The organism is Georgenia sp. X1117, from assembly GCF_057784635.1.
Genome location: NZ_CM173492.1, coordinates 2,785,114 through 2,808,757, shown reverse-complemented (window position 1 = coordinate 2,808,757; position 23,644 = coordinate 2,785,114). Strand labels below are relative to the sequence as shown.

The following is a 23,644-nucleotide window of genomic DNA, read 5'->3' as shown; positions in this document are numbered from 1 at the left end:
CGCGTCGCGCTCAGTCGAGCTCGGCCAACCAGTGCACGAGCAGCGCCGCGCCGACGCCCGTGGGTGCGCCGCTCGGCAGCCGCTTGCCGCCGGTCGAGCGGCCGGTCCCCGCGATGTCCAGGTGCGCCCAGCGGCGCCCCTCGGTGAACTTCCGCAGGAACATCGCGGCGAAGATCGTCCCGCCGACCGCGTGCACGTCACCGCGCGGGGTCTGCCGTACGTCGGCGACGTCGGAGTACAGCGCGGCCTCGGAGTCGGCGGGCATCGGCAGGCGCCACACCCGCTCGCCGGCGGCCTCGCCCGCGGCGATCAGGGCGGCGGCCAGCTCGTCGTCGGTGGCGAACAGCGCCGACGTCGAGGTGCCCAGGGCGATGCGGGCCGCCCCGGTCAGCGTGGCGACGTCGACGACGACGTCGGGGTCCGCGGCGGCGATCGCGTGGGTGAGTCCGTCGGCGAGGACGAGGCGCCCCTCGGCGTCGGTGTTGCCGATCTCGACGGTGCGGCCCGAGAGGGTGCGCACGACGTCGCCGGGCCGGTAGGAGCCCGCCCCGAACGCGTTCTCGGCGAGCGGGAGCACGGCGGTGACCGTGTGCCGAAGGCGCAGCCGGGCGGCCGCCAGGACGGTCGCGAGCACGACGCCCGAGCCCGCCATGTCGGTGCTCATCGTCAGCATCCCCGAGGTCGGCTTCTTCGACAGGCCGCCGCTGTCGAAGGTGATGCCCTTGCCCACCAGCGCGACCCGGCTGCCCCCGCCGCCGGCGGGCGTGTAGGTGACGGTGACCAGGCGGGGCGGGGTCGGTGAACCCGTCCCGACGGCGAGGATCGCCCCCGCGCCGCGCCGGCGCAGCTCGCCGGCATCCTCGACCTCGACGCTGAGCAGATCCCGGGTGGCGTCGTCGAGACCGCCGACCAGGTGCCTGGCGGCGGCGGCCATCCAGGCCGGGTTCTTCACCGTCGAGCGGGTCGCCGTCAGTGCGCGGGCGCGGTGCGTCGCCGTGACGGACTCGCGGGCGAGGTCCATGCCGCCCGTCCCCTGCTGCGGGCCGGACTGCGGGTCGGCGTGCTGGTCGGACCGCGGATCGATCTGCGGCTCGGCGTGCGGCTCGGCGGTCAGGAGCTCCACGGTCTTCACCGGGCCAGGGCCGGGGCTCTTCCTCGCGGCCGTGGGCAGGCGGTAGGCGTCGAGCCAGATCCCGGCGGCAAACGCCGCGAGCGGGTCGTCGGCCGGACGCTCGGCCCGTGCGGCGCCATGCTGCTCATCCGAGTGCCCGGCCGGTGCGGCGCCGTGCTGCTCGGCCGGTGCGACACCCGACTGCTCGAGCACGACGAGCGCGCGGCTGCGGCCGGCGAGCGCGCGGCCCAGCCCCAGACCGGCGGCGCGCATGTCCGACGTCGTCCCGGCGCCGGTGCGGACCACGAGCAGCTGGCGGGGCAGGCCGGCCCAGGGGACGTCGACGCCGTCGAGCACGTGCGGCAGGCGGATCGTATGGACCGATCCGGCCTTCGCCTGGCCGCCGGTGCCGGCGGGCTCGGCGTCGGCGGCGGGCTCGGCGTCGGCGGCGGGCTCGGCGTCGGCGGCGGGCTCGGCGTCGGCGGCGGGCTCGGCGTCGGGCGCAGGCGCACCGGCGGAGAGCGTGCCGCCGGAGGTGCTCTCGCCATCGGTGACCGCGTCGCCGGCGCCCGCGTCGTCGGGGCCGTCGCCGTCCGGGGCGGCCGCACCGCCAAGTTCGGCGACCAGGTCGATCCCGTAGCGCGCCGCCACCTCGAGGGCGCGCGTGCCGGGACCCGCGACGTCGGCGGTGACGACGACGGCGTCCGGCGGGCCGCCCCGTGCCGCGTCGGCGGCCGGGGACAGTGCCTCGGACCAGGGGCGGGACGAGACGTCGACCTGCGGCAGGTCGACGCTCGGGAGCTGCACGGCGGTCTCGGCGGGGGCCACGGTCCTCCTACGACGACGGCCGGCCGCGTGGCGGCCGGCCGTCGGTCAGGCTGGTGTCGGTCTGGCGGGTGTCGGTCAGGAAGCGACGGCGGAGAGCGCCTCGCTCAGCTCGCCCGCCTCGGTGGCGTTCAGCTCGACCACCAGGCGACCGCCTCCCTCGAGCGGGACGCGCATGACGATGCCGCGACCCTCCTTGGTCACCTCGAGCGGGCCGTCCCCGGTCCTCGGCTTCATCGCTGCCATTGCGGCACCTCTCGTTCTCATGTGTTCGGGCCCGCCGCGTCGGAGACCTGCCCCGTACCGAACCGCGCGGACACCATGGCCAGGCTCATTCTAGGTCACGGGCGGGTGTGTGTTCCGTCCAGACCTGGGCAGCCCGCCCCGTGACCTGCGGGCAGGCCAGGGCTCAGATGCCACGCAACGCGGCAAGGACGAACCCGAGCGCAACGGCGATCGAGATGTTGATGGCACCGGGCACGAGGAACGGGTGGTTGAAGATCGCCCTGCCGATCCGCGTGGTCCCCGTGTCGTCGATCTCGACCGCGGCCAGCAGGGTGGGGTAGGTCGGGAGCACGAAGAGCGCGGAGACCGCCGGGAACGCCGCGAGCGCGGCCGCCGGGGCCACGCCGATGGCGAGCGCGGTGGGCATGAGTGCATGCGTCGTCGCCGCCTGGCTGTAGAGCAGTGCCGCGGCGAAGAAGAGGATGACGGCAAGCGTCCAGGGGAAGTCCGTCAGCATGTTCCCTGCCGTGCGCATGATGAGTTCCTCGTGGTGGGAGACGAACGTCGTCCCCAACCATGCGACGCCCAGCACGCAGATCGAGGCGCTCATGCCGGACTTGAAGGTGGAGGCGCCGAGCACCTCGGCCGTCGAGACCTTGCACAGCAGGACGATGAGCGCGGCGATGCCGAGCATGATCGCGATGATCGCCTGGTCTCGTCCCATGACCGGGTCGCTGATGAGGCCCACGTTGTCACTGATCGCCGTCGCGTACCCCATGACCAGCACGAGTCCGAGGACGAAGATGAGCACCGACAACTTGGCACCCCTGCGCAGCTCGCGCTGCTGGGAGCCGCGCATCTCGATCTCCCCGGCCGCCAGGCGCCGGCGGAACTCCGGATGGGTGTCGAGCGCCGTCGTCCCGCGGAACTTGTCGATCGCCATCATGATCGCGGCGGTCGCCATGCAGGCGATGAAGGTCGCGGGTATCGCCACGGCGAGGAGGTCGATGTACGACACGCCCGTGCCGCCGGACTCGAGGTAGGTCGAGAAGGCGACGACGGCGGCCGAGATGGGCGAGGCGGTGATGGCCATCTGCGAGGCGACGACGGCGATCGACAGTGGCCGTGCCGGCCGGATGTTGTTCTCCTTGGCGACCTCGGTGATCACCGGCATCGTCGAGAACGCCGTGTGCCCGGTGCCGGCCATCATCGTCATCGCGTACGTGACGAGCGGGGCGAGGAACGTGAGGTAGCGAGGCTTGCTGCGCAGGACCTTCTCGGCGAGATTGACGAGGTAGTCCATGCCGCCCGCCACCTGCATCGTCGCGATCGCGGCGATGACGGACATGATGATGGAGATGACGTCGAGGGGCATGTCACCCGGAGTGACGCCCATGACCGCGAGGACGAGGACGCCCAGGCCGCCGGCGAAACCGATGGCGATCCCGCCCAGGCGTGCTCCGAGGAAGATCGCCGCCAGGACGACGACGAACTGCACGGCGATCATGACCGGGCCTGCGCGTCCGGGGTGGCTCCCCGATCGACCTGCTCCGCGCGGGGGAAGGTGTCGGGGTCCTCCGCGGGAAAGATCTTGCCCTGATACTTCGGCCGCATGAGGTTCTCCCGGGAGAGCAGCTGGTCGATCTGCTCCTCGTCGAGCAGCCCCATCTCGAGGACGACCTCCTTCACCGTGCGCCCCGAGCGGGCCGCCTCCTTGCCCACCAGGTCGCCGTTGTGATGGCCGATGACCGGGTTGAGGTAGGTGACGATTCCGATCGAGCCCATGACGTTGGCCAGGCAGACGTCCTCGTTGGCGGTGATCCCGTCCACGCAGCGCTCGCGCAGCCCGACCGCGGCGTTGCGCAGCAGGCTGACCGACTCGAAGAGGACTTGCCCGATGACTGGCTCCATCACGTTGAGCTGGAGCTGGCCGGCCTCGGAGGCCATGGAGACCGTGACGTCGTTGCCGATGATGTTGAAGCACACCTGGTTGACGACCTCGGGCATCACCGGGTTGACCTTGGCCGGCATGATCGAGCTGCCCGCCTGGAGCTCGGGCAGGTTGATCTCGTTGAGGCCGGCCCGCGGCCCGGAGGACAGCAGCCGCAGGTCGTTGCAGATCTTGCCCAGCTTGACGGCGACCCGTTTGAGGCCGGCGTGCATGGAGACGTAGGCGCCGGTGTCGGAGGTGGCCTCGATGAGGTTCTCCGCGAGCACGACCGGCAGGCCGGTGATCTCCGCGAGCCGGGCGACCGCGAGCTCGGAGTAGCCTTCAGGGGTGTTGAGCCCCGTGCCGATCGCGGTCGCCCCGAGGTTGACCTCGAGCAGATACTCGGCGAGTCGCCCGAGGTGGCGGATCTCCTCACGCAGGAGGACCGCGAAGGCGGTGAACTCCTGGCCCAGCGTCATGGGGACGGCGTCCTGGAGCTGGGTGCGCCCCATCTTCAGCACGTCGGCGAACTCCTCGCCCTTGGCCGCGAAGGCGCCGGCGAGCCGGCCGAGCTCCTCGCGCAGGTCGTGCACCAGGGTGTAGACGGCCAGGCGGAAACCGGTCGGGTAGGCGTCGTTGGTGGACTGGCTCTTGTTGACGTGGTCGTTGGGGTTGACGACGTCGTAGCGCCCCTTGGGGTGGCCGAGGATCTCCAGGGCGAGGTTGGCGACGACCTCGTTGGTGTTCATGTTGACCGAGGTGCCGGCGCCGCCCTGGAAGACGTCGATGGGGAACTGGTCCATGCAGCGGCCGCGCTCGAGGATCTCGTCGCAGCCCGCGACGATCGCCCGCGCGACATGCGGCGGGATCGACCGCAGCTCGCCGTTCGCGAGGGCGGAGGCCTTCTTCACCTGCACCATCGACCGAACCATGGCTGGCACGTCGCTGATGGTCGACGAACTGATCTGAAAGTTCTCGATCGCCCGCTGGGTGTGGACACCGTAGTAGGCGTCCGCGGGCACCTCCAGCGTACCGAGCAGGTCCTCCTCCAATCTTCCAGTGGTGGCCATGGTCGATGCTCCTCCCGCCCTGGTGGGCCGTCGCGGTTGTGGTCCGTCCCGGTACCGGTCGTCGTTCGCGACGACCAGGACAAGTCTCGCGGACCGGACAGCACGACGTGGGCGACCAAAGTCCTTGGGGCCGGCGACCGTTGCCATACGGGTCGCGGCCTGCCGGCGTCTACTCGGCCATGCCCTCGGCCTCGTCCTCGGCCACCTCCTGTGCGCGCTTCTCGTCGGCGAGCCGCTGCACACGGGCCAGCACGGCATCGACGGCCTCCTCGGCGGTGTCGACGATCGGCACGAGATCGACGTCGTGCTCGGAGATGGTGCCGCGCTCGATCATCACCTCGCTCATCCAGTCGACGAGCCCGCTCCAGAACGACCTGCCGACGAGCACGATCGGAAAGCTCGAGACCTTCTGCGTCTGGACGAGAGTGAGCGCCTCGAACAGCTCGTCCATCGTGCCGAGCCCACCCGGCAGCACGACGAAGCCCTGGCTGTACTTGAGGAACATCGTCTTGCGGGCGAAGAAGTAGCGGAAGTTGACGCCGAGGTCGACGTACTCGTTCATGCCCTGCTCGTGGGGCAGCTCGATGCCGAGGCCGACGCTGAGGCCGTCACCCTCCACGGCGCCGCGGTTGGCGGCCTCCATGATGCCCGGGCCACCCCCGGTGATCGTGGCGAAGCCGCGGGCGGCGAGCATCCGCCCCACCTCGCGGGCGAGCGCGTACTCCGGGCTGCCGTCGTTCAGCCGCGCCGACCCGAACACCGAGATCGCCGGGCCGAGGTCGGCCAGCGCGCCGAAGCCCTCGACGAACTCGGACTGGATGCGCATGACCCGCCACGGGTCCTGGTGGACGAAGGAGGCGTCCTGGTCGGGGGCGAGCAGACGCGCGTCCGTGGTCTCGTCGGGGATCTGGTCACGACGCAGGATGACGGGTCCCTTCCGGTAGGTCCCGTTCTTCATCCGCTCGGAACGGTGCTCGGCGCTCATGGCTCCAGTGTGGCGCACCGGACGGGCGGTGCGCGGCGGACGACCACGGGACGCGCTCCCCACCCTCGGGTGCCGTCACGAGCCCGCGGCGGCCGGACGGTGTCGACCGCGCACGTTCAGCCGCGACCGGCGTCGACGCCGGGGGCCAGCCAGGCCGCCAGCGCGCGGGCGCAGTCACGCACCTGGCCCGTGGGGCAGCGCTCGTCGTCGGCGTGGGCGAGCATCGGGTCGCCGGGGCCGAAGTTGAGCGCCGGGATGCCCAGCTCGGCGAAGCGGGCGACGTCGGTCCAGCCGTACTTGGGGCCCACCACTCCCCCGGTCGCACCGGTGAGCACCTCGACGGCGGCAGCCAGTGCCGGGTCGTCCAGCCCCGGCCGCGCACCCCCGACGGCGTCGGTGACGACGAGCTCGGCGTCGATCCCGGCGAACACCTCGCGCACGTGGGCCAGCGCCTCCTCCACCGAGCGTGAGGGAGCGAAGCGGTAGTTGACGGTGACGGTGCAGGCGTCGGGGATCATGTTCGTCGCTATGCCGCCGGTGATGCCGACGGCGTTGAGGCCCTCGCGGTAGACCAGCCCGTCGACGGAGACCTGGGCGGGCTCGTAGTCAGCGAGGCGCTCGAGGATCTCCCCGGCGGCGTGCACGGCGTTGTGCCCGCGCCAGGAGCGGGCCGAGTGCGCCGTCACGCCCCGGACGGTCAGGTCGACCCTCAGGGTGCCGTTGCAGCCCCCCTCGACCCCGCCGGCGGTCGGTTCGCCGAGCACCGCCACGTCGCCGGTCACCCAGTCGGGGTGCTCGCGCACGACCCGGCCCAGCCCGTTGAGGTCGGAATCGACCTCCTCGTTGTCGTAGAAGACCCAGGTGACGTCGTGGACGGGCGCGCTCAGGCGCGCGGCGAGCGACAGGGCGACGGCGACGCCGCCCTTCATGTCGACAGTCCCCCGGCCCCAGAGCACCTCGGCGCCGCCCTCCTCGCGCAGCTCGGTGGGCAGGTTGGCGGCCAGCGGCACGGTGTCGATGTGTCCGGCGACGACGACGCGGGTGTCGCGGCCGAGATCGGTGCGGGCGACGACGGTGTTGCCCAGGCGCCGCACCTCGAGGTGGCCGAGCGCCGCCAGCGCCGCGGCGATCGAGTCGGCGAGCGGCGCCTCGGCGCCGGAGACCGACGGGACGTCGCAGACCGCGCGGAAGAGGTCGACGACGTCGCTGGTCACGAGGTCGGGCAGGTCGGCGGGGGGCGGCGTGTCCGGTGCAGGGACGGGCGAGGTGGGGTCGGCGTGGTGGGGGTCGCTCACCGGGCCAGCGTAGGCACAACCGGTCCGCTCCCCGGGCGCCCGGGCGTCGCGCCGCCCGGCCGAGGCCGGCCCCCCGTCCGTCAGACCGACTGCGTGACTGCGGGCGCCTCGGTCAGCCACTCCTCGAGGTCGGCGGCCGGGAGACGCCCCACGTCGGACTCCGGGTCGTAGTACGCCACCCCGACACCGTCGGGGAGCTGGACGAGGGCCTCGAGCTCACCGTCGGCCTCGGCCTCCGTGATCCAGTCGGCCTCGCTGCCCCACGAGACCAGGGCGAGGACGGGCTCACCGGCCGGGCCCCAGTAGCACTCCACGCCGGAGCCGTTGGCGCCCAGCATCTGGTACCCGCTGCCTTCGGCCAGCTCCGCGCCGTCGATCCCGGCCCGCTCCCCGACCTCCTCGGGTGCCCCGAAGAGGTAGGTGCACAGGGCCTCGTGCACGTCGGTCTCGTCCTCGCCGGGCCCGGCCGGACCGAAGGTGACGGTGCCGTCGTCGTCGAGGTAGCCCGCCGTACGCAGCAGCTCCTCGGCCGCGGCCCGCTCCTCGGTGGACGTCGGGTCCTCGGACGACGCCGACTCCTCGGTGCCGTCCGAGCATGCGGCGAGCGCCGCGGCGCAGGCCACCATGGCGAGCCACCCGGTACGCGCGCGCATCAGACCTCCCCAGGCACGTGCAGGGTGCGGGCCGCCTCGGTGATCGAGCCGGTCAGCGAGGGGTAGATGGTGAAGGCGTTGGCGACCTGGTCGACGGTGAGCCGGTGGGTCACCGCCAGGGTGATGGGCAGGATGAGCTCGCTCGCGCGGGGTGCCACCACGACCCCGCCGATCACGGTGCCGGTGGCGCGGTCGGAGATCATCTTGACGAAGCCGTCGGTGATGCCGAGCATCTTCGCCCGCGGGTTGCGGGCCAGCGGCAGCATGGTGATCGCGGCGTCGACCTCGCCGGCCTCGCACTGCGCCGCCGTCGCGCCGATCGTCGCGATCTCGGGGGCCGTGAAGATGTTGGCCGAGACGGTGCCGAGGTCGAGCGGCGGGACCGCGTCGCCGAGCGCGTGCCACATGGCGATCCGCCCCTGCATGGCCGCCACCGAGGCGAGCGGCAGGACGCCGGTGCAGTCCCCGGCGGCGTACACGCGGAAGGCCCGGGTGCGCGAGACGCGGTCGACGACGATGTGCCCGGAGTCCGTCAGCTCGACCCCGGCCTCGGCCAGGCCGATCCCGTCGGTGGCCGGCACCCCGCCGACGGCGACCAGGCAGTGCGAGCCGGCGACGACGCGGCCGTCGGTGAGCTCGACCTCGACGCCGTCGCCGACGCGGCGCACCGCGGCCGCCCGGGAGCGGGACAGCACCGTCATGCCGCGCCGCCGGAAGACCGACTCGATGAGCTCGGCGGCGTCGGCGTCCTCGCCGGGCAGCACGCGGTCGCGCGAGGAGACGAGGGTGACCCGCGCGCCGAGGGCGTTGTACGCGCCGGCGAACTCGGCGCCGGTCACGCCGGAGCCGACGACGATGAGGTGCTCGGGCAGCTCGTCGAGCGTGTACATCTGCGCCCAGGTGAGGATGCGCTCGCCGTCGGGCTCGGCGGTGGGCAGGACCCGCGGTGTGGCGCCGGTGGCGAGCAGGACGATCTCGGCCACGAGCTCGCGCTCGCCGCCGCCCGTGCGGGTGACGAGGACGCGGCGGGTGCCGGCGTCGGCCTCGATCCCGTCGAGCACCCCGGTGCCGTCGATGATCTCGACGCCCTCGCGTTCCAGGCGGGTGCGGATGTCCTCCGACTGGCGGCCGGCCAGCTCCCGCACGCGGGCGTTGACCACCGCGAGGTCGGCGCGCAGGCCGTGCGCGAGGTCCGGGGTCAGGCTCTCGGAGCGGATGCCCAGCTCGGGGGCGGACTCGGTGACGGTGAGCCACTCGGCGGTGGCGATGAGCGTCTTGGAGGGGACGACGTCGGTGAGCACGGCCGACCCGCCCAGGCCCTTCCGCTCGACGAGGGTGACCCGGGCGCCGAGCTGGGCGGCGACCAGCGCCGCCTCGTAGCCGCCGGGTCCGCCGCCGAGGATGACCACGCGCGATCCCCCGCGCACCTCGGAGGGGCCGGGGCGGTCGGTGCCGCTCTGTGGTGCGGTGCCCGGTGCGGGCGAGGTCGTGGCGGACGTGGGGGCGCTGGTCGTCTGGCTCACGCCGCCATCGTCCCAGATCCCGAGACCCGGCCACGACGCTGCGGGGTCAGAACGGCAGGCCGGTGGTGCCGGGCGGGACGACGAGCAGACCGACGAGACGCCGCTCGGCGTCGAGGGCGACCCGGCCCGCCCAGGTCCCGGCCTCGCACTCGAGGAGGGTCGCCCCGACGACGGTCCCGAGGACCGGTTCCTCGCCGGCGGGCTCACCGCCGGGCAGCTCGACGCGGGTGCCGGCGCACCGCACGAGGTGGCCCGTCTCGGCGACCGCGTCCGCCCAGGTGCCGAGGAGCACGTCGCGGGTGAGGACCGCGGCGGCGGCGTCGGTCATGCGCGCCCGGAGCGCGTCGTGGTCCCCGGCGTCGAGGAGGCGGAAGGTCTGTTCCGTCAGGGCGGCGACGTCGTCGGTGCCGGTGGCGGTCATGGCTCGTCCGGTGCGGGGATCCGTCGGTGATCCGAAGCGCTTGAAGGCGGCCTGGCGGGTGATGCCGAGGGCGTCGCCGATGTCCGCCCAGCTCTGGTCCGCCGCCCGGGCCGCGTGCACGGCGGCCGCGAGGCGGCCCCGGGCGACCTCGAGGCCCACGGAGGCGCGGCGGATCTCCTCGAGCGGCCCGTCGCCCTGTCCGCCGTCAGCCGTCTTCCGTCCTCCCACCATCCCGGGACGCTAGCCGACCGGCCGGGAGGAGGACGCCCGCGAAGATGAATCCGACCGGGTACCAGGCCGGACCGTCCCCGACCAGCGACATGACGTACCCGAGGCCGACCCCGGCCACCGCCGCGACGGCGTAGTCGACGACGCGCACCCGCCCTCGGTCGGTTCCTCCCGGCCCGGCGCCGGCGTAGGAGCCGAAGAACAGCATCAGCCACAGCGCGAGGGCGAGCAGCGCCCCCATGAGGAAGGCGGGCCAACCGCGGCCGTCCAGCAGCCCGACCGCGACGGTGGTCGCGGTCGCCACGAGCAGGGTGAGGAGCCATCGCTTCATGCCCCGAGCCTGGCCCTCAGGACCTCGGGTGTCAACCTTTGGTTTACACCGACGCCGTCAGGTCGGTGCCACCGCCGGTGGGCCGTCGGACGCACCGCGCAGTAGCGTCGGGGCATGAGCGAGACGAACGCGCCCGAAACCGCCCCGATGGAGATCGTGCTGGGTCCCGACGTGCTGCACCGCGCGCGCGAGTGGGCCGAGCAGGACCCGGACGGGACGACGCGGGCCGAGCTCACCGGGCTCATCGCGCTCGCCGGCACCGACCCCGACGCCGCCGCCGAGCTGGGCAGCCGCTTCGACGGGCCGCTGGAGTTCGGCACGGCGGGCCTGCGCGGGGAGATCGGTGCCGGGGAGAGCCGGATGAACCGGGTGACGGTGACCCGGGCGACCGCCGGGCTGGTCGCGGTGCTCCTCGAGGAGGTCGGCCCCGACCCGGTGGTGGTCATCGGCCACGACGCCCGGCACGGCAGCCACGAGTTCGCCCACGACGCCGCCGAGATCGTCGCCGGCGCGGGCGGGAGGGCGCTGCTGCTCCCCCGCCCGCTGCCGACGCCGGTGCTCGCCTTCGCGGTGCGCCACCTCGGCGCCGACGCCGGCGTCATGGTCACCGCCTCGCACAACCCGCCGCGGGACAACGGCTACAAGGTCTACCTCGGCGGCCGCGCCGTGCCCGAGCAGGAGCGCGGGACGCAGATCGTGGCTCCCTGGGACACGCGGATCGCCGAGGCGATCGCCGCCGTCGGGGACGTGCGCGAGCTTCCGCGCGGCGAGCGCGAGGGTGTGGGTGAGGAGATCGTCGAGGCCTACCTCGACCGGGTCGCCTCCCTCGTGCCCGCCGGCGCGGGCGAGGGCCTCACCCTGGTGCACACCTCGATGCACGGGGTGGGCGCCGAGGTGGCGCGCGCCGCGCTCGAGCGCGTCGGCGCCACCGACGTCCACGAGGTCGCCGAGCAGCGCGAGCCCGACCCCGACTTCCCCACCGTGGCCTTCCCCAACCCCGAGGAGCCCGGCGCGCTGGACCTCGCGCTCGCCGAGGCGCGCCGGGTGGGCGCGGACCTCGTCGTCGCCAACGACCCCGACGCCGACCGCTGCTCGGCGGCGATCCCCGACCCGCACGGGCCCGGCGGCTGGCGCCAGCTCACCGGCGACGAGATCGGCGCCCTGCTCGGCGAGCAGACGGCCCGCGAGCTGGCCGCCGCCGGCGGCACCTCGACCGAGGGCAGCTCCTCGACCGAGGGCGGCGCACCGGGCGAGCGTCCCGTGCTCGCCAGCTCGGTGGTCTCCTCGCGGCTGCTGGGCCGGATCGCGACGGCCCACGGGCTCGACCACGCGGTCACCCTCACCGGGTTCAAGTGGATCGCGCGGGCCCCGCGGATCGCCTTCGGCTACGAGGAGGCGATCGGCTACTGCGTGGACCCCGAGGGCGTCAAGGACAAGGACGGGATCTCCGCCGCCGTGCGCCTCGTCGCGCTCGCCGCGGCCACGAGGCGGGAGGGCCGCACCCTGCAGGACCTCCTCGACGACCTCGCTCTCGCGCACGGCGTCCACGTCACCGCGCCGCTGACGGTGCGCGTCTCCGACCTCTCGCTCATCGCGCAGGCGATGGTGCGGGTGCGCGAGCAGCCGCCGGCCGAGCTCGGCCGCTCGCCCGTGGCGGCGGCTCGCGACCTCGCCCACGGCACCCCCGACCTGCCGCCCACCGACGGCGTGCTGTGGGAGACCGCGACGGGCGACCGCGTGGTGGTCCGCCCCTCGGGGACCGAGCCCAAGCTCAAGTGCTACCTCGAGGTGGTCGTCCCCGTCGGCGACGCCGGTCTGGCGGCCGCGCGCGAGAAGGCCGACACCCGGATGGCGGCGCTGCGCGCCGACGTCGCCGCGGCGATCGGGATCTGAGCGGGACGATCCGGGCGGGGCTCAGCGCCCTGGACGGGTCCTCAACTCTCTGCGGGCACCGGCAGGAGCGCCATGACCACGTGCGCCCAGGAGCCGAGCGCCTTGAGCGGGCCCGTGCGGGCGAGCAGGTCGGCGAGCGGGACCTGGTGGTCGAGGCCCCGGCTGGGCTCGTAGACGGTGAGCACGGGGGCACCCGAGTCGTCGAGCCCGTGGCGGCCGTCCGCGCCGTCCTGCGGCAGGGCGAGCACGACGTGCCGCGGGACCGCATAGGCCGGGCCGCGGCCGAGGTCTCCCCCGGTGTACAGCGGCACGGGGAGGCCGGCCAGGGTGGCGGAGTGGACGGCGGCGAGCACCTGGGCGCCACGCTCGGACCGGTCGTCCAGGGTCGTCCACCGGTAGCTCACCCCGGGGAAGCGGGCCACGCGCGCGGCGGCCCACGGTGGGGTGCCCAGGCGGTCGGGCCACCGGGCCGGGCCGAGCCCGCGGTGCGAGGTCGCCCGCTTGACCACGCGCTGGGCGGCGTCGAAGCGCCGCTCCGGGGAGTCGAGGGTGAGGCCGTCCTCGGCGAGGGCGCGGGTCTGTCCGTCGTCGGGGATCTCGGGCCGCGGACCGTCCGGCCGGGTGCCCTCGGCGATCCACCGCTCGAGGGCGGGGTCGCCGAGCGCGGCGAGCACGACGAGGCAGGCGGACCCGCAGGTGGTCTGGTCGCGCTGGACGGCGTGCGCCCCGCCGATCTGCGCCCGCACGCCGGCGAGCGCCCGGGCGTCGCCGACGGTGGCGGCCTTGTGGGTGTCCTCGGCGAGCCCGGCCGACCGCGAGGGCAGGACGGCGCTGCTCAGTCGCCGCGCGAGCGGCGTCGTGCGGATCGGGCGGGCTAGCGGGTCGAGGAGCGTGGACAGCGTGACGTGCGTCCACGGGCGGGGCGCCAGCGTCGTCATGCCTCCAAGGGTGCCCCGTCCCCGCCCGGGGCGCTACCGGCGGGCGATCACTCCGGATGCCCGCCGGCCTCGGCGGACTCCTCGCCGTCCTCGATCTTGACGAATCGCCCGATCTCCACGGAGACCCCCTCGTTGGGGTTGCTTCCCATCAGCCGCACCAAGCCGGCTCGTCGCGGCACGCCGCGCCGGACGGGTTCATGGTCCATCTCGGCGAAGATCTCCACCCGGCGTCCGTCGCTCGACTCCTCGGCCCACCGCACGACCTCGGTGACATCGGCCGCGTCGGTGACGACGAACGCCTCGAGCATCCAGGATCCCACCCAGGGCGTCCAGAAGTTGACTCGGTACGTCGTCCAGTTCACTGACATCGTGTTCGCGGCATGCACCGTCTCATGAACACGCACAACTACCCCGCAAGATCGTCACGAACGAAGGTCACAGTGATCCGCTCGGCAAGTTGACTGTCGGCACCCGTCTCTTCGGAGCTGTCCTTGCAGATCACGTAGGTGGTGTTCCCCCACCTCTCATGGGTAGGCGGGCCCACCAGCTGGTATCCCGGAGGGGGAGTAATCTGCCCTTGCGCCCAGCCCTGGAAGTTAGCAGCACCCTCCGAACAGGAAATCGCACGATTGTTATTAATCGACCGCGCCCCAGCGTTGCTCACGGAAGGGGCGCCCCATTGCCGGTTGCTGGGAGACACGCGGATCATAGAATAATGAAGGGCGAGCGAGCCTGCATTTCCAGTGCATTCAATCGTGGCGACTCCGTTGATTGTGTCAGGATAGTGGAACGACCGGTGAACATTGTGCACGTTAAGCGATCATGAGATGCTGGCAGCAAGTTCGTTGCCCGTAGTATAATCCAATTGATCGCTAACTGCGGGCAGGACGGTCAATTCTGCATTCTCCCCCGAGAACACTGTGACCCCGTCGTCCAGCCGGCGGCCATCTATCTCATGAACGTGAGCCGGGCTCTCAGGCACGCTGGCGGCCGCCCTCGCGCTATCACCCTTCGGGCTGGCTTGCACGGGCGCCGTCGCCATCGCACCTGTTATCGCGATGGAACTCGCGGCCATCACGGCGAGAACTCTAAAGAACCTACGCATCACTCATCCCCCATGAATCGTGGCAGTGCGCCCCTCACAACTCGCGACACGTCATCGTTGACGTAGGTCGGGCGCTATAATTTGTGCTCGACGCCACACTATCTCGAGCGACGATCTGACACAAGCGTCACCCCCGGGGCGGCATTGCCTGGTTTCTGCATCTCGCCGCCCGCAGTTGAGGCGGTTATCCGCTCGAGGACGACGTCGCCGGGCCCGCCCACGGTCTGCTCCCCGACCGTCCAGGCGCCCTCGAGCGCCTCGAGCGCCCGGAGGATGCGGCCCTCGTCGTCGGTGTGCAGGGTGAGCACCGGGGCGCCCGCGGTGACCTGCTCCCCGGGGCGGGCGTGGATCTCCACGCCGGCCCCGGCCTGGACGGCGTCGCCCTGGCGGGCGCGGCCCGCGCCGAGGCGCCAGGCGGCCACGCCGACGCCGAGGGCGTCGAGGCGGGTGACCGTCCCGGCACTCTCGGCGCTGACGACGTGGGTGTGGCGGGCCGTGGGCAGGGCGGCGTCGGGGTCGCCGTCCTGGGCGGCGATCATGCGGCGCCAGGTGTCCATCGCGCGGCCGTCGTCCAGCGCGGCCGCCGGGTCGGCGTCGGGCTGCCCGGCGGCGTCGAGCATCTCGCGGGCGAGCGCCAGGGTGAGCGCTCGGACGTCGGCGGGGCCGCCGCCGGCGAGGACCTCGACGGACTCGCGGACCTCGAGGGCGTTGCCTGCGGTGCGCCCGAGCGGGACGGACATGTCGGTGAGCAACGCGGTGGTGCGCACCCCGGCACGCTCGCCGAGCTCGACCATGGTGCGCGCCAGCTCGCGCGCCCGGTCGAGGTCCTTCATGAAGGCGCCGGAGCCGACCTTGACGTCCAGGACCAGGGAGTCGGTGCCCTCGGCGATCTTCTTGGACATGATCGAGCTGGCGATGAGCGGGATCGCCTCGACGGTGCCGGTGGTGTCGCGCAGGGCGTAGAGCCGCTTGTCGGCCGGGGCCAGGCCGGAGCCGGCGGCGCAGATGACGGCGCCGACCCCGCCGAGCTGGCGCATGATCTCCTCGTTGCTCAGCGAGGCGCGCCAGCCGGGGATCGCCTCGAGCTTGTCCAGCGTGCCGCCGGTGTGGCCGAGGCCCCGGCCGGAGAGCTGCGGGACGGCGACGCCGAAGCTCGCCACGAGCGGCGCCAGCGGGAGGGTGATCTTGTCGCCCACCCCGCCGGTGGAGTGCTTGTCCGCCGTCGGGCGGTCGAGGGCGGAGAAGTCCATCCGCTCCCCCGAGGCGATCATCGCCTGCGTCCAGCGGGCGATCTCGACGCCGTCCATGCCGACCAGGAGGATGGCCATGGCCAGGGCGGACATCTGCTCGTCGGCGACGACGCCGCGCGTGTAGGCGTCGACGACCCAGTCGATCTGGTCCTCGCTCAGGCGGCCGCCGTCGCGCTTGGTGCGGATGACGTCGACGGCGTCGTGGCGCTCGGTCACTGCTGCTCCCCCTGTTCCTCGGCCGCCCGCCGGACGGCGGCCCGTGCCATGTCCTGCGCACCGAAGGCGGCCGGCAGGACGTCCTCGATGGTCCATGTCCCGCCGGCCAGCGCCAGCGGCATCCCGGGTGCGGCGTGCTCGGCGAGGAGCTGGCGGCACCGGCCGCATGGGCTCAGCGGCTCGCCGTCGCCGCCGACGCAGGCGAAGGCCACGAGCCGGCCGCCGCCGCCGCGCACGAGGTCCGAGACCAGCCCGCACTCCGCGCACAGCGTGACGCCGTAGCCGGCGTTCTCCACGTTGCAGCCCGAGACGTAGCGCCCGTCGTCGACCAGGGCGGCGGCCCCGACGGGGAAGCGGGAGTACGGGACGTAGGCGGCGGCGCAGGCCTCGCGGGCGAGCGCCGTGAGGTGGGACCACACCTCCGGGCCGACGTCGGCCGGCGTCGTCGGGCTCGGTGTCGCTGCGTCGGCCATGGCCTCAGTCCTTGATGTACGGGGTGTTGAGCGAGGCGGGTGCCCGCACCCGGCCCACGAGGCCCGCGACGGCGACGATCGTCACCGCGTACGGGAGCATGAGCAGGATCTCCGAGGGCACCGGGGAGTTGATGGTGGACAGGACGTTGCCCGTGTTGCGGGCGAAGCCGAACAGCAGTGCCGCGGCGACGGCACCGACCGGGTTCCACCGGCCCAGGATCATGGCCGCCAGCGCGATGTAGCCCTGCCCGGCGGACATGTCCTTGCCGAAGGCCAGGCCGGAGCCGACCGTGAGGAAGGCCCCGCCGAGGCCGGCGATCGCCCCGCCGAGCAGGACGGAGCGCATGCGGGTGCGCACGACGTCGATGCCGACGGTGTCCGCGGCCTTGGGGTGCTCGCCGACCGAGCGCAGGCGCAGGCCCCAGCGGGAGCGGAAGAGGTAGACCTGCAGGAAGATCACCACGGCGAACATGAGGTAGACGAGGATCGACTGGTTGAACAGGACGGGCCCGATCACCGGGATCTCGGACAGCCACGGGATGGCGAGCTCGGGCAGGCGCAGCCGCTGGTTGAGGTCCGTCCCGTCGCCGCTGAGGACCGTGGAGAAGAGGAAGCCGGTCAGGCCCAGGACGAGGACGTTGAGGACGACGCCGACGATGATCTGGTCGACGTGGTACTTCACCGAGAACAGCACGAGCAGGGAGCCGACGAGCGCCCCGGCGATCGGGCCGGCGACCAGTCCCAGGTAGGCCGAGGCGGTGATGGAGCCGACGATCGCCGCGAGGAACGCCCCGAACAGCAGCTGGCCCTCGATGGCGATGTTGATGATGCCCGAGCGCTCGCACAGGATGCCGGACATCGCGCCGAACACGAGCGGGACCGACAGGGCGAGTCCGCCGACCAGCAGCGAGGTCACGGGGATGATCGTCGGGCGCCCGGCGCCGACCCAGGTGAGGAAGGCGACCACCAGGGCGAGGACGCTGACCACGTGCAGCCACACGCTCACGTGCCGGCGGGACCACGTGAGGAACGTGACGACGCCGAGGACGGCGACGACGAGCAGCCCGAGCACGAGGACCGTGGTGAGGCCGGGCACCTCGGCGTTGGGGATCTGGATGCGGTCGCTGCGCAGGGAGAACTGGAAGTTCGTCGTCCCCTCGGGCGTGCGCGGCAGGAACCAGCCCAGGATGATGAGGGCGAGCACCCCGTGGATGACCGGCCAGCGCCAGCTGCGCGGGGCGAGTGCCTCGCCGTCCGCGAGCGTGACGGGACCGGCGTCGGGCGTGGTGTTCTCGGCGACGGCGGCGCTCATGACTCATCCTTCGTGCTGCGCGGAGCGGGCGGGTCGGTCGGGTTCGGCGCGTCGGCCGGGGTGGCCTGCGCCGTGGCCGCGGCGTCGGCGTCGGCGCCGCTCGCGGCACGCTGGTCGGCACGCCGGTCGGCCCGGCGTCGCTTCGCCGCCCCGTCCCGCCGCGCACCGCGACGGCTCGGGTCGGGCAGGTGGAAGATCCACCGCACGAGCGGCGGGGCCGCGATGAACAGGACGATGACGGACTGCAGGACGAGGATGAACTCGATCGGCATCGCGGCGGGCGCACCCTCGAGCGGCGTGGTGTTCGTCGTCGACATGAGGGTGCCGCCGGCCTTGAGCGCGCCGAACAGCAGGCCGGCGAAGAACGTGCCGAGCGGACGGGAGCGGCCGAGCAGGGCGACGGTGATCGCGTCGAAGCCGTAGGTCCCGGCCACGCCGAGGGAGAGGTACTTCTCCGTGCCGAGGACCGGCGCGGTACCGGCGAGACCGCACATCGCCCCGGAGACGGCCATGGCGACGATGGTCGCCTTGGGCACGGAGATTCCGGCGGTCCGGGCGGCGTCGGGGTTGGCACCGACGGCGCGCAGCTCGAAGCCCCAGGTGGAGCGCTCGAGGAACCACCAGGTGAAGGCCACCGCGATGAGGGCGACGAGGAACCCGGCGTGCAGGCGGAAGTCGGACCCGAGCAGGAGCGGGTAGGTGGCGTCGGCGGCCACCCGGAACGAGGTCTGCCCGTTGGGCCGCTCGCCGCCGAAGACGGTCGACTTGAGCACGTACAGGACGAGGAACGTGGCGATCGAGTTGAGCATGATCGTCACGATCACCTCGTTGGCCCCGGTCCTCGCCTTGAGCACACCGGCGATCGAGGCGTACGCCGCGCCGGCGACCAGTCCGCCGAGGATCGCGACGAGCAGGTGGACGATGACCGGCAGGTCCCAGCTGAAGCCGATGTAGGTGGCGACGATGGCGCCGAGGATGATCTGCCCCTGGCCACCGATGTTGAACAGGCCGGCGCGGAAGCTGATGGCCAGGCCGAGCCCGGCGAGGATGAGCGGGACCGAGTTGACGAGCGTGTTCGACAGCGGCTGCAGCGCCCCGGTGAGCGTGTCCGCCCGGAAGTCCCAGATCGAGCCGCGGAACATCGCCTGGTAGGCGCCGTAGACGGCGTCGATCGAGGCGTAGATCGTGTCCCAGGGACGGGCGAAGAAGTAGGTCGACGTCTCGGCCACCCGCGGCGAGGACACGATGACGAGGATCGAGCCCACCACCAGGGCGACGACGATCGCCAGCACCGTGACGAGCCAGCCCTTGGTCGAGATCTGCCGCAGGGTGGCGTGCCAGCCCTTCTCGCCCGGTGCCCGGCCCGGGACGTCCTCCTCGGTCACGTCGGCGGGCGGCGCGCCCGTGGTCAGCTCGCTCACGAGGCCTCCTCCTGGTCGGCTGCGCCGAGTGCGGTGTGGTGGGTCGCGGCCTCGGCGGCGGCCTCGTCGGCCGGGATGCCCGCCATCATCAGGCCGAGCGTGTCGCGGTCGGTGTCCCCGGGGACGACGCCGACGACCTGGCCGCGGTACATGACGGCGATGCGGTCGGCCAGGGCGACGACCTCGTCGAGCTCGGTGGAGACGATGACGACGGGTGTGCCCTTGTCCCGCTCGGCGACGATCCGCTGGTGCATGAACTCGATCGACCCGACGTCGACGCCGCGCGTGGGCTGGGAGGCGACGAACAGGCGCAGGGGCTTCGACATCTCCCGCGCCATGACGACCTTCTGCTGGTTGCCGCCCGAGAGCGTGGCGATCGGGTCGCCGACCGAGGTCAGCCGCACGTCGAACTCCTCGGTGCGTTCCTTCGCGTTGCGGGCCACCTCGCCCGGGCGCATCGACGGCCCCGTGGCGAACGGGGCGGTGTCGTAGAGGTCGAGGACGTAGTTCTCGGCGATGGAGAACGAGGAGATGATGCCGTCCTGGGAGCGGTCCTCCGGGACGAACCCGAGCCCGCCGTGGAGGCGCTGCTTGACGCGCCGCCTCGTGATGTCCCGGCCGTCGAGGGTGAGCCGCCCGCGGACGGGGCGTCGCAGCCCGAGGATCGTCTCGGTCAGCTCGGTCTGACCGTTGCCCTGGACGCCCGCGACGACGAGGATCTCTCCCCCGCGCACGTCGAGCGAGACGTCGTCGAGGACCACGCGGTTCTGGTCGTCGAGGACCGTGACGGCCTCGACGGCGAAGCCGTTGTCCCGCACGGTCGGCGCCTCCTTGGCGACCTGCATCTCGACGGGTCGGCCCACCATGAGCGAGGCGAGCTCGGCCTCGGGCGTGGTCGGCGGGACGGTGTCGACGACCTTGCCCCGCCGGATGACGGTGATGGTGTCCGCGACCGCGCGGACCTCGCGCAGCTTGTGGGTGATGAAGACGATCGACGTGCCCGCCTCCTTGAGGCCGCGCATGATGGCGATGAGCTCGTCGGTCTCCTGCGGGGTGAGCACCGCGGTGGGCTCGTCGAGGATGAGCACCGAGGCCTGGCGGGAGAGCGCCTTGACGATCTCGACGCGCTGCTGGGTGCCGACGGGCAGGTCGCCGACCCGGGCGTCGGGGTCGAGGTCGAAGCGGAACCGCGACGAGATCGTGCGGACCATGTCCGCCGCCTGGTGCTTGTCGATGAGGCCAATCCCGCCGGTCGGCTCCTGGCCGAGGATGACGGACTCCGCGACCGTGAAGACCGGCACGAGCATGAAGTGCTGGTGGACCATGCCGATGCCCGCCGCCACGGCGTCGCCGGGACCGTCGAGCTCGACCGGGACGTCGTCGACGAGGATCTGCCCGCCGTCGGGCCGGTAGAGCCCGTACAGGACGTTCATCAGCGTGGACTTGCCGGCGCCGTTCTCCCCGAGGAGGGCGTGGATCTGCCCGGGTTCGACGACGAGGTCGACGTTGTCGTTGGCGACGAGCGGCCCGAAGACCTTGGTGATGCCGCGCAGCTCGAGCTTCACGGGTTGAGCTCCTTCGCTCGGTCGGCCGTGCCGACGCGGGTGCGGGGGGATGGTCGGGCGCCCTTGCCGGGCACCCTATCGCCGACGCCGCGGCGGCCCGGCCGTGGGGCCGGGCCGCCGCGCGTCGCGCGACCGGTCAGGGTCGCGGAACCGTCACTGCTCGGGGCTGGACGGCGACTCGACGACGCGCTCGCCGGAGATGATCTCCTCCTCGAGCTCCGCGAGCCGGTCGACCAGCTCGGCGGGGACCTCCGACTCGAAGTCGTGGAACGGCGCGATGGAGACGCCCCCGTTCTCGAGGGTGCCGACGTAGGGCTCGTTGTCGAACTCGTCGTTGACGTAGTCCTCGACCGTGTCGCGGACGGACTGGCCGATCTCCTTCATCACCGAGGTGAGGACGATGTCACCGTAGTCGGTCGACTCGTACCAGTCGGAGTCGACGCCGACGATCATCGTCTCGCCGGCCGCCTCGGCCGCCGCGGCGGCACCGAGGCCGACCGGGCCGGCCACCGGCATGATGACGTCCGCGCCCTGGGCGATGAACTGGTCGGCGAGGGTCTGGCCCTGCCCCTGGTCCTCGAAGTTGCCCGTGAAGGACCCGGTCTGGGCGTCCACGTCCCAGCCGAGGACGGCGACGTCGGCGCCGTTGTCCTCGTTGTAGGCCTCGACGCCGAGCGCGAAGCCGTCCATGAAGATCGTCACCGACGGCAGCTGGATGCCGCCGAACGTGGCGACCACGCCGGTCTCGGACATGCCGGCCGACGCGTAGCCGGCGAGGAACGCCGCCTGGACGGTGTCGAAGATGAGCGGGCGGCCGTTGTCGAGGACGACCGGCTCGAAGTCGTCCGTCTCGAAGGCCGAGTCGATGAGGGCGAAGCTGACGTCCGGGTTCTCGTTCGCGGCCTGCTCGATCGCGTTCTCGAGGAGGAAGCCGACGCCGAAGACCAGGTTGCAGCCCTGGGAGATGAGGGAGTTGACGTTCGTCGTGTAGTCGGCGTCGGTCTGCGACTCGACGAGGATGTCGGTCACGCCGAACTCCTCGACCGCCGCGTCGAGGCCCTCCGCGCCGGACTGGTTGAAGGACTGGTCGTCGAAACCGCCCTGGTCGGAGACCATGCAGGCGGTCGTGTCCGAGCCGTCGGCGCCGGTGGAGCCGCCGGCGTCGCTGCCGGACTCGCTCCCGGACTCCGAGCCGGTCTCCGAACCGGTCTCCGAGCCGCCGTCGCCGGTGGCCTCGGTGGTCTCGTCGTCGGTGGTCTCCTCGTCGGGGGCGTCGCCGCACGCGGCGAGGACGAGGGCTGCGGCGAGGGCGACGCCGCTGAGGGACAGGGTCTTCTTCACGGGGACTCCGATCGTTCCGCGACGGCTCCGGTTGCCGTCGCGCCGGTGAGTGCGGCTCACACTAGTGCCCGGTACGGCCGGTCCAGGCCACTTGAGTCCCATCCGTGACCGGCCCGTCTGTCACGTGGATCACCCGCCGTCCCCCGCCGCGTCACCCGGTGTTCACCTGGTGGTTCACGTGCTCGAGGGGTGGGACGGGAGGGTGTCCGATCGGGCCCTGACGGGCGGTCGCCGGAGGTCGGGCCCGGGCGGTCAGGCTCCGGCGGTGAGCGCGACGCCGCCGAGCACCTTCGCACCCACCGCGATCGCCCGCTCGTCGAAGATCGCGTCCCCGCGGTGCAGGTCGAAGGTCTCGCCGCCGGGGGTGCGCGTGCCGAGGCGGGCCAGCGCCCCGGGCACGCGGCGCAGGTACCAGGCGAAATCCTCCCCGCCGAGGGACTGCTCCGTCAGCTCGGTGGAGCCCTCGCCGAGGACCGCCTTGGCGGCGGCGTCGAGGGAACGGGTGGCGCGCTCGTCGTTGACCACCGGCGGGATGCCCTGGAGCACCTCGACGTCGACCTCGACCCCGTAGGGGGCCAGCAGCGAACGCACGGCCGGCTCGACGAGCACCCCGGCCGCCAGCCAGGCGTCGGGGTCCAGGCAGCGCAGCGTCCCGCGCAGCACGCCGGTCGAGGGCATGGCGTTCGGTGCGCTGCCGGCCCGGATCTCCCCGAAGGTGAGGTCGACGCCGATGCGGGGGTCCAGGCGCCGCCGCAGCACCGCCGGCAGGCCGGTGACGACGGTGGCCAGGGCGTTGACGACGTCGCCCGTCAGGTGCGGGCGGGAGGTGTGCCCGCCCTCGGCGCGGACCTGCACGGTCACCGCGTCGGAGGCGGCGGTGATCGCCCCGATGCGGGTGCCGAGCCGGCCGACGTCGAGCTTGGGGTCGCAGTGCAGGGCGAAGATCTGGCCGACCCCCTCGAGCACACCGTGCTCGACGAGCGTGCGCGCCCCCGACGGCTGGGCCTCCTCGGCCGGCTGGAAGACGAGGCGCACGCCGCGGGCGAGGAGGCCTTTCGCGTCGAGGTCGTGCAGCGCGAGGGCGGCACCGAGCAGGGCGGTGGTGTGGATGTCGTGGCCGCAGGCGTGGGCGAAGCCCGGGCGGCGCGAGCGGAAGGGCAGGCCGGTGGTCTCGGGGACCGGCAGGGCGTCGATGTCCGCACGCAGCGCGACGCGACCCTGCGGGACGTGCCGCCCGCCCGAGCGGCGGGCCCGGTCGGCGGGGGTGCCGGCGCCGGCGGGCGGCGCCGGGCTCTCCCGGCGGGGGTCGGGGCCGAGGTCCACCACGACGCCGGTGCTCGCCACGCGGCGCGGCCGCATGCCCTCGGCGGTGAGCACCTCGGTGACGAGCCGGGCGGTCTCGTGCTCGGTGAACGCCGTCTCGGGGTGGGCGTGGATGCGGCGCCGCCAGTCGAGGAGGTCCTCGCGGCGGGCGTCGATCGTGGCGGTCAGCTGGTCGAGCAGGTCGGGAGCGGGCACCGCCCCACGTTACCC

The 23,644-nt window shown here is 73.0% G+C and carries 20 protein-coding genes; 1 reads left to right on the top strand and 19 read right to left on the bottom strand.

From position 1 onward, the window contains the following. Window positions 1–10: 10 nt before the first annotated feature. From AC3D3D_RS12960 to AC3D3D_RS12915, 10 genes are all read right to left on the bottom strand, one after another. Complete coding sequence (locus AC3D3D_RS12960) at window positions 11–1,939, bottom strand: leucyl aminopeptidase family protein (protein ID WP_488512109.1); 1,929 nt, start codon at window positions 1,937–1,939, stop codon at window positions 11–13. A 75-nt stretch (window positions 1,940–2,014) separates the two neighbouring features. Further along, entirely contained in the window at window positions 2,015–2,182 is a 168-nt protein-coding gene (locus AC3D3D_RS12955) for a DUF3117 domain-containing protein (protein WP_425708225.1), read from the bottom strand. A gap of 163 nt (window positions 2,183–2,345) precedes the next feature. After that, window positions 2,346–3,668 (bottom strand): anaerobic C4-dicarboxylate transporter, encoded by a 1,323-nt coding sequence (locus AC3D3D_RS12950; protein WP_463663305.1) that lies wholly within the window; start codon window positions 3,666–3,668, stop codon window positions 2,346–2,348. Continuing rightward, window positions 3,665–5,161: an aspartate ammonia-lyase gene (gene aspA, locus AC3D3D_RS12945; protein ID WP_463663304.1), complete on the bottom strand. Its 1,497-nt coding sequence runs from the start codon at window positions 5,159–5,161 to the stop codon at window positions 3,665–3,667. Before aspA ends, AC3D3D_RS12950 begins: the two co-directional genes overlap by 4 nt. Window positions 5,162–5,330: 169 nt before the next feature. Further along, the gene (locus AC3D3D_RS12940; RefSeq protein ID WP_463663303.1) at window positions 5,331–6,146 is read right to left on the bottom strand and encodes an LOG family protein; all 816 of its coding nucleotides are present in this window, start codon (window positions 6,144–6,146) and stop codon (window positions 5,331–5,333) included. 116 nt (window positions 6,147–6,262) lie between these two features. Beyond that, window positions 6,263–7,372: a succinyl-diaminopimelate desuccinylase gene (dapE, locus tag AC3D3D_RS12935; RefSeq protein ID WP_463663339.1), complete on the bottom strand. Its 1,110-nt coding sequence runs from the start codon at window positions 7,370–7,372 to the stop codon at window positions 6,263–6,265. Window positions 7,373–7,521: 149 nt separating this feature from the next. Continuing rightward, the gene (locus AC3D3D_RS12930; RefSeq protein ID WP_463663302.1) at window positions 7,522–8,094 is read right to left on the bottom strand and encodes a hypothetical protein; all 573 of its coding nucleotides are present in this window, start codon (window positions 8,092–8,094) and stop codon (window positions 7,522–7,524) included. Further along, entirely contained in the window at window positions 8,094–9,521 is a 1,428-nt protein-coding gene (locus AC3D3D_RS12925) for an NAD(P)H-quinone dehydrogenase (RefSeq protein ID WP_463663338.1), read from the bottom strand. The genes AC3D3D_RS12930 and AC3D3D_RS12925 overlap by 1 nt, the downstream gene beginning before the upstream one ends. 142 nt (window positions 9,522–9,663) lie before the next feature. Then, the gene (locus AC3D3D_RS12920) at window positions 9,664–10,269 is read right to left on the bottom strand and encodes a hypothetical protein (RefSeq protein WP_463663301.1); all 606 of its coding nucleotides are present in this window, start codon (window positions 10,267–10,269) and stop codon (window positions 9,664–9,666) included. After that, the gene (locus tag AC3D3D_RS12915; protein ID WP_463663300.1) at window positions 10,244–10,597 is read right to left on the bottom strand and encodes a hypothetical protein; all 354 of its coding nucleotides are present in this window, start codon (window positions 10,595–10,597) and stop codon (window positions 10,244–10,246) included. The genes AC3D3D_RS12920 and AC3D3D_RS12915 overlap by 26 nt, the downstream gene beginning before the upstream one ends. Window positions 10,598–10,744: 147 nt before the next feature. Here AC3D3D_RS12915 and AC3D3D_RS12910 point away from each other — a divergent pair, with 147 nt between their 5' ends. Further along, complete coding sequence (locus AC3D3D_RS12910; RefSeq protein ID WP_463663337.1) at window positions 10,745–12,490, top strand: phospho-sugar mutase; 1,746 nt, start codon at window positions 10,745–10,747, stop codon at window positions 12,488–12,490. 41 nt (window positions 12,491–12,531) lie between these two features. Here the strand turns inward: AC3D3D_RS12910 and AC3D3D_RS12905 are convergent, their stop codons facing one another. From AC3D3D_RS12905 to AC3D3D_RS12865, 9 genes are all read right to left on the bottom strand, one after another. Beyond that, on the bottom strand, window positions 12,532–13,428 hold the full coding sequence (locus AC3D3D_RS12905) for a hypothetical protein (protein ID WP_463663299.1): 897 nt from the start codon (window positions 13,426–13,428) through the stop codon (window positions 12,532–12,534). A gap of 47 nt (window positions 13,429–13,475) precedes the next feature. Beyond that, the gene (locus AC3D3D_RS12900) at window positions 13,476–13,790 is read right to left on the bottom strand and encodes a hypothetical protein (RefSeq protein WP_463663298.1); all 315 of its coding nucleotides are present in this window, start codon (window positions 13,788–13,790) and stop codon (window positions 13,476–13,478) included. 841 nt (window positions 13,791–14,631) lie between these two features. Beyond that, window positions 14,632–15,999, bottom strand: coding sequence for a thymidine phosphorylase (locus AC3D3D_RS12895; protein ID WP_463663297.1), 1,368 nt, complete (start codon window positions 15,997–15,999; stop codon window positions 14,632–14,634). Next, the gene (locus tag AC3D3D_RS12890) at window positions 15,996–16,472 is read right to left on the bottom strand and encodes a cytidine deaminase (protein ID WP_463663296.1); all 477 of its coding nucleotides are present in this window, start codon (window positions 16,470–16,472) and stop codon (window positions 15,996–15,998) included. Before AC3D3D_RS12890 ends, AC3D3D_RS12895 begins: the two co-directional genes overlap by 4 nt. A gap of 4 nt (window positions 16,473–16,476) precedes the next feature. Further along, entirely contained in the window at window positions 16,477–17,784 is a 1,308-nt protein-coding gene (locus tag AC3D3D_RS12885) for an ABC transporter permease (RefSeq protein ID WP_463663295.1), read from the bottom strand. Continuing rightward, window positions 17,781–19,205, bottom strand: a complete 1,425-nt coding sequence (locus AC3D3D_RS12880; protein WP_463663294.1) for an ABC transporter permease — start codon at window positions 19,203–19,205, stop codon at window positions 17,781–17,783. Before AC3D3D_RS12880 ends, AC3D3D_RS12885 begins: the two co-directional genes overlap by 4 nt. Further along, window positions 19,202–20,770, bottom strand: coding sequence for an ABC transporter ATP-binding protein (locus tag AC3D3D_RS12875; RefSeq protein WP_463663293.1), 1,569 nt, complete (start codon window positions 20,768–20,770; stop codon window positions 19,202–19,204). The genes AC3D3D_RS12880 and AC3D3D_RS12875 overlap by 4 nt, the downstream gene beginning before the upstream one ends. A 153-nt stretch (window positions 20,771–20,923) precedes the next feature. Then, the gene (locus tag AC3D3D_RS12870; protein WP_463663292.1) at window positions 20,924–22,111 is read right to left on the bottom strand and encodes a BMP family lipoprotein; all 1,188 of its coding nucleotides are present in this window, start codon (window positions 22,109–22,111) and stop codon (window positions 20,924–20,926) included. Between the two features lie 252 nt (window positions 22,112–22,363). Next, entirely contained in the window at window positions 22,364–23,629 is a 1,266-nt protein-coding gene (locus AC3D3D_RS12865) for an amidohydrolase (protein ID WP_463663291.1), read from the bottom strand. Window positions 23,630–23,644 lie beyond the last annotated feature (15 nt).

Bases quoted from the DNA above. Each gene is read 5' to 3' on its own strand.
- AC3D3D_RS12955 (WP_425708225.1), bottom strand. From the start codon at position 2,182: ATGGCAGCGATGAAGCCGAGGACCGGGGACGGCCCGCTCGAGGTGACC.
- AC3D3D_RS12950 (WP_463663305.1), bottom strand. From the start codon at position 3,668: ATGATCGCCGTGCAGTTCGTCGTCGTCCTGGCGGCGATCTTCCTCGGA.
- aspA (WP_463663304.1), bottom strand. From the start codon at position 5,161: ATGGCCACCACTGGAAGATTGGAGGAGGACCTGCTCGGTACGCTGGAG.
- AC3D3D_RS12940 (WP_463663303.1), bottom strand. From the start codon at position 6,146: ATGAGCGCCGAGCACCGTTCCGAGCGGATGAAGAACGGGACCTACCGG.
- AC3D3D_RS12930 (WP_463663302.1), bottom strand. From the start codon at position 8,094: ATGCGCGCGCGTACCGGGTGGCTCGCCATGGTGGCCTGCGCCGCGGCG.
- AC3D3D_RS12920 (WP_463663301.1), bottom strand. From the start codon at position 10,269: ATGGTGGGAGGACGGAAGACGGCTGACGGCGGACAGGGCGACGGGCCG.
- AC3D3D_RS12915 (WP_463663300.1), bottom strand. From the start codon at position 10,597: ATGAAGCGATGGCTCCTCACCCTGCTCGTGGCGACCGCGACCACCGTC.
- AC3D3D_RS12910 (WP_463663337.1), top strand. From the start codon at position 10,745: ATGGAGATCGTGCTGGGTCCCGACGTGCTGCACCGCGCGCGCGAGTGG.
- AC3D3D_RS12905 (WP_463663299.1), bottom strand. From the start codon at position 13,428: ATGACGACGCTGGCGCCCCGCCCGTGGACGCACGTCACGCTGTCCACG.
- AC3D3D_RS12890 (WP_463663296.1), bottom strand. From the start codon at position 16,472: ATGGCCGACGCAGCGACACCGAGCCCGACGACGCCGGCCGACGTCGGC.
- AC3D3D_RS12885 (WP_463663295.1), bottom strand. From the start codon at position 17,784: ATGAGCGCCGCCGTCGCCGAGAACACCACGCCCGACGCCGGTCCCGTC.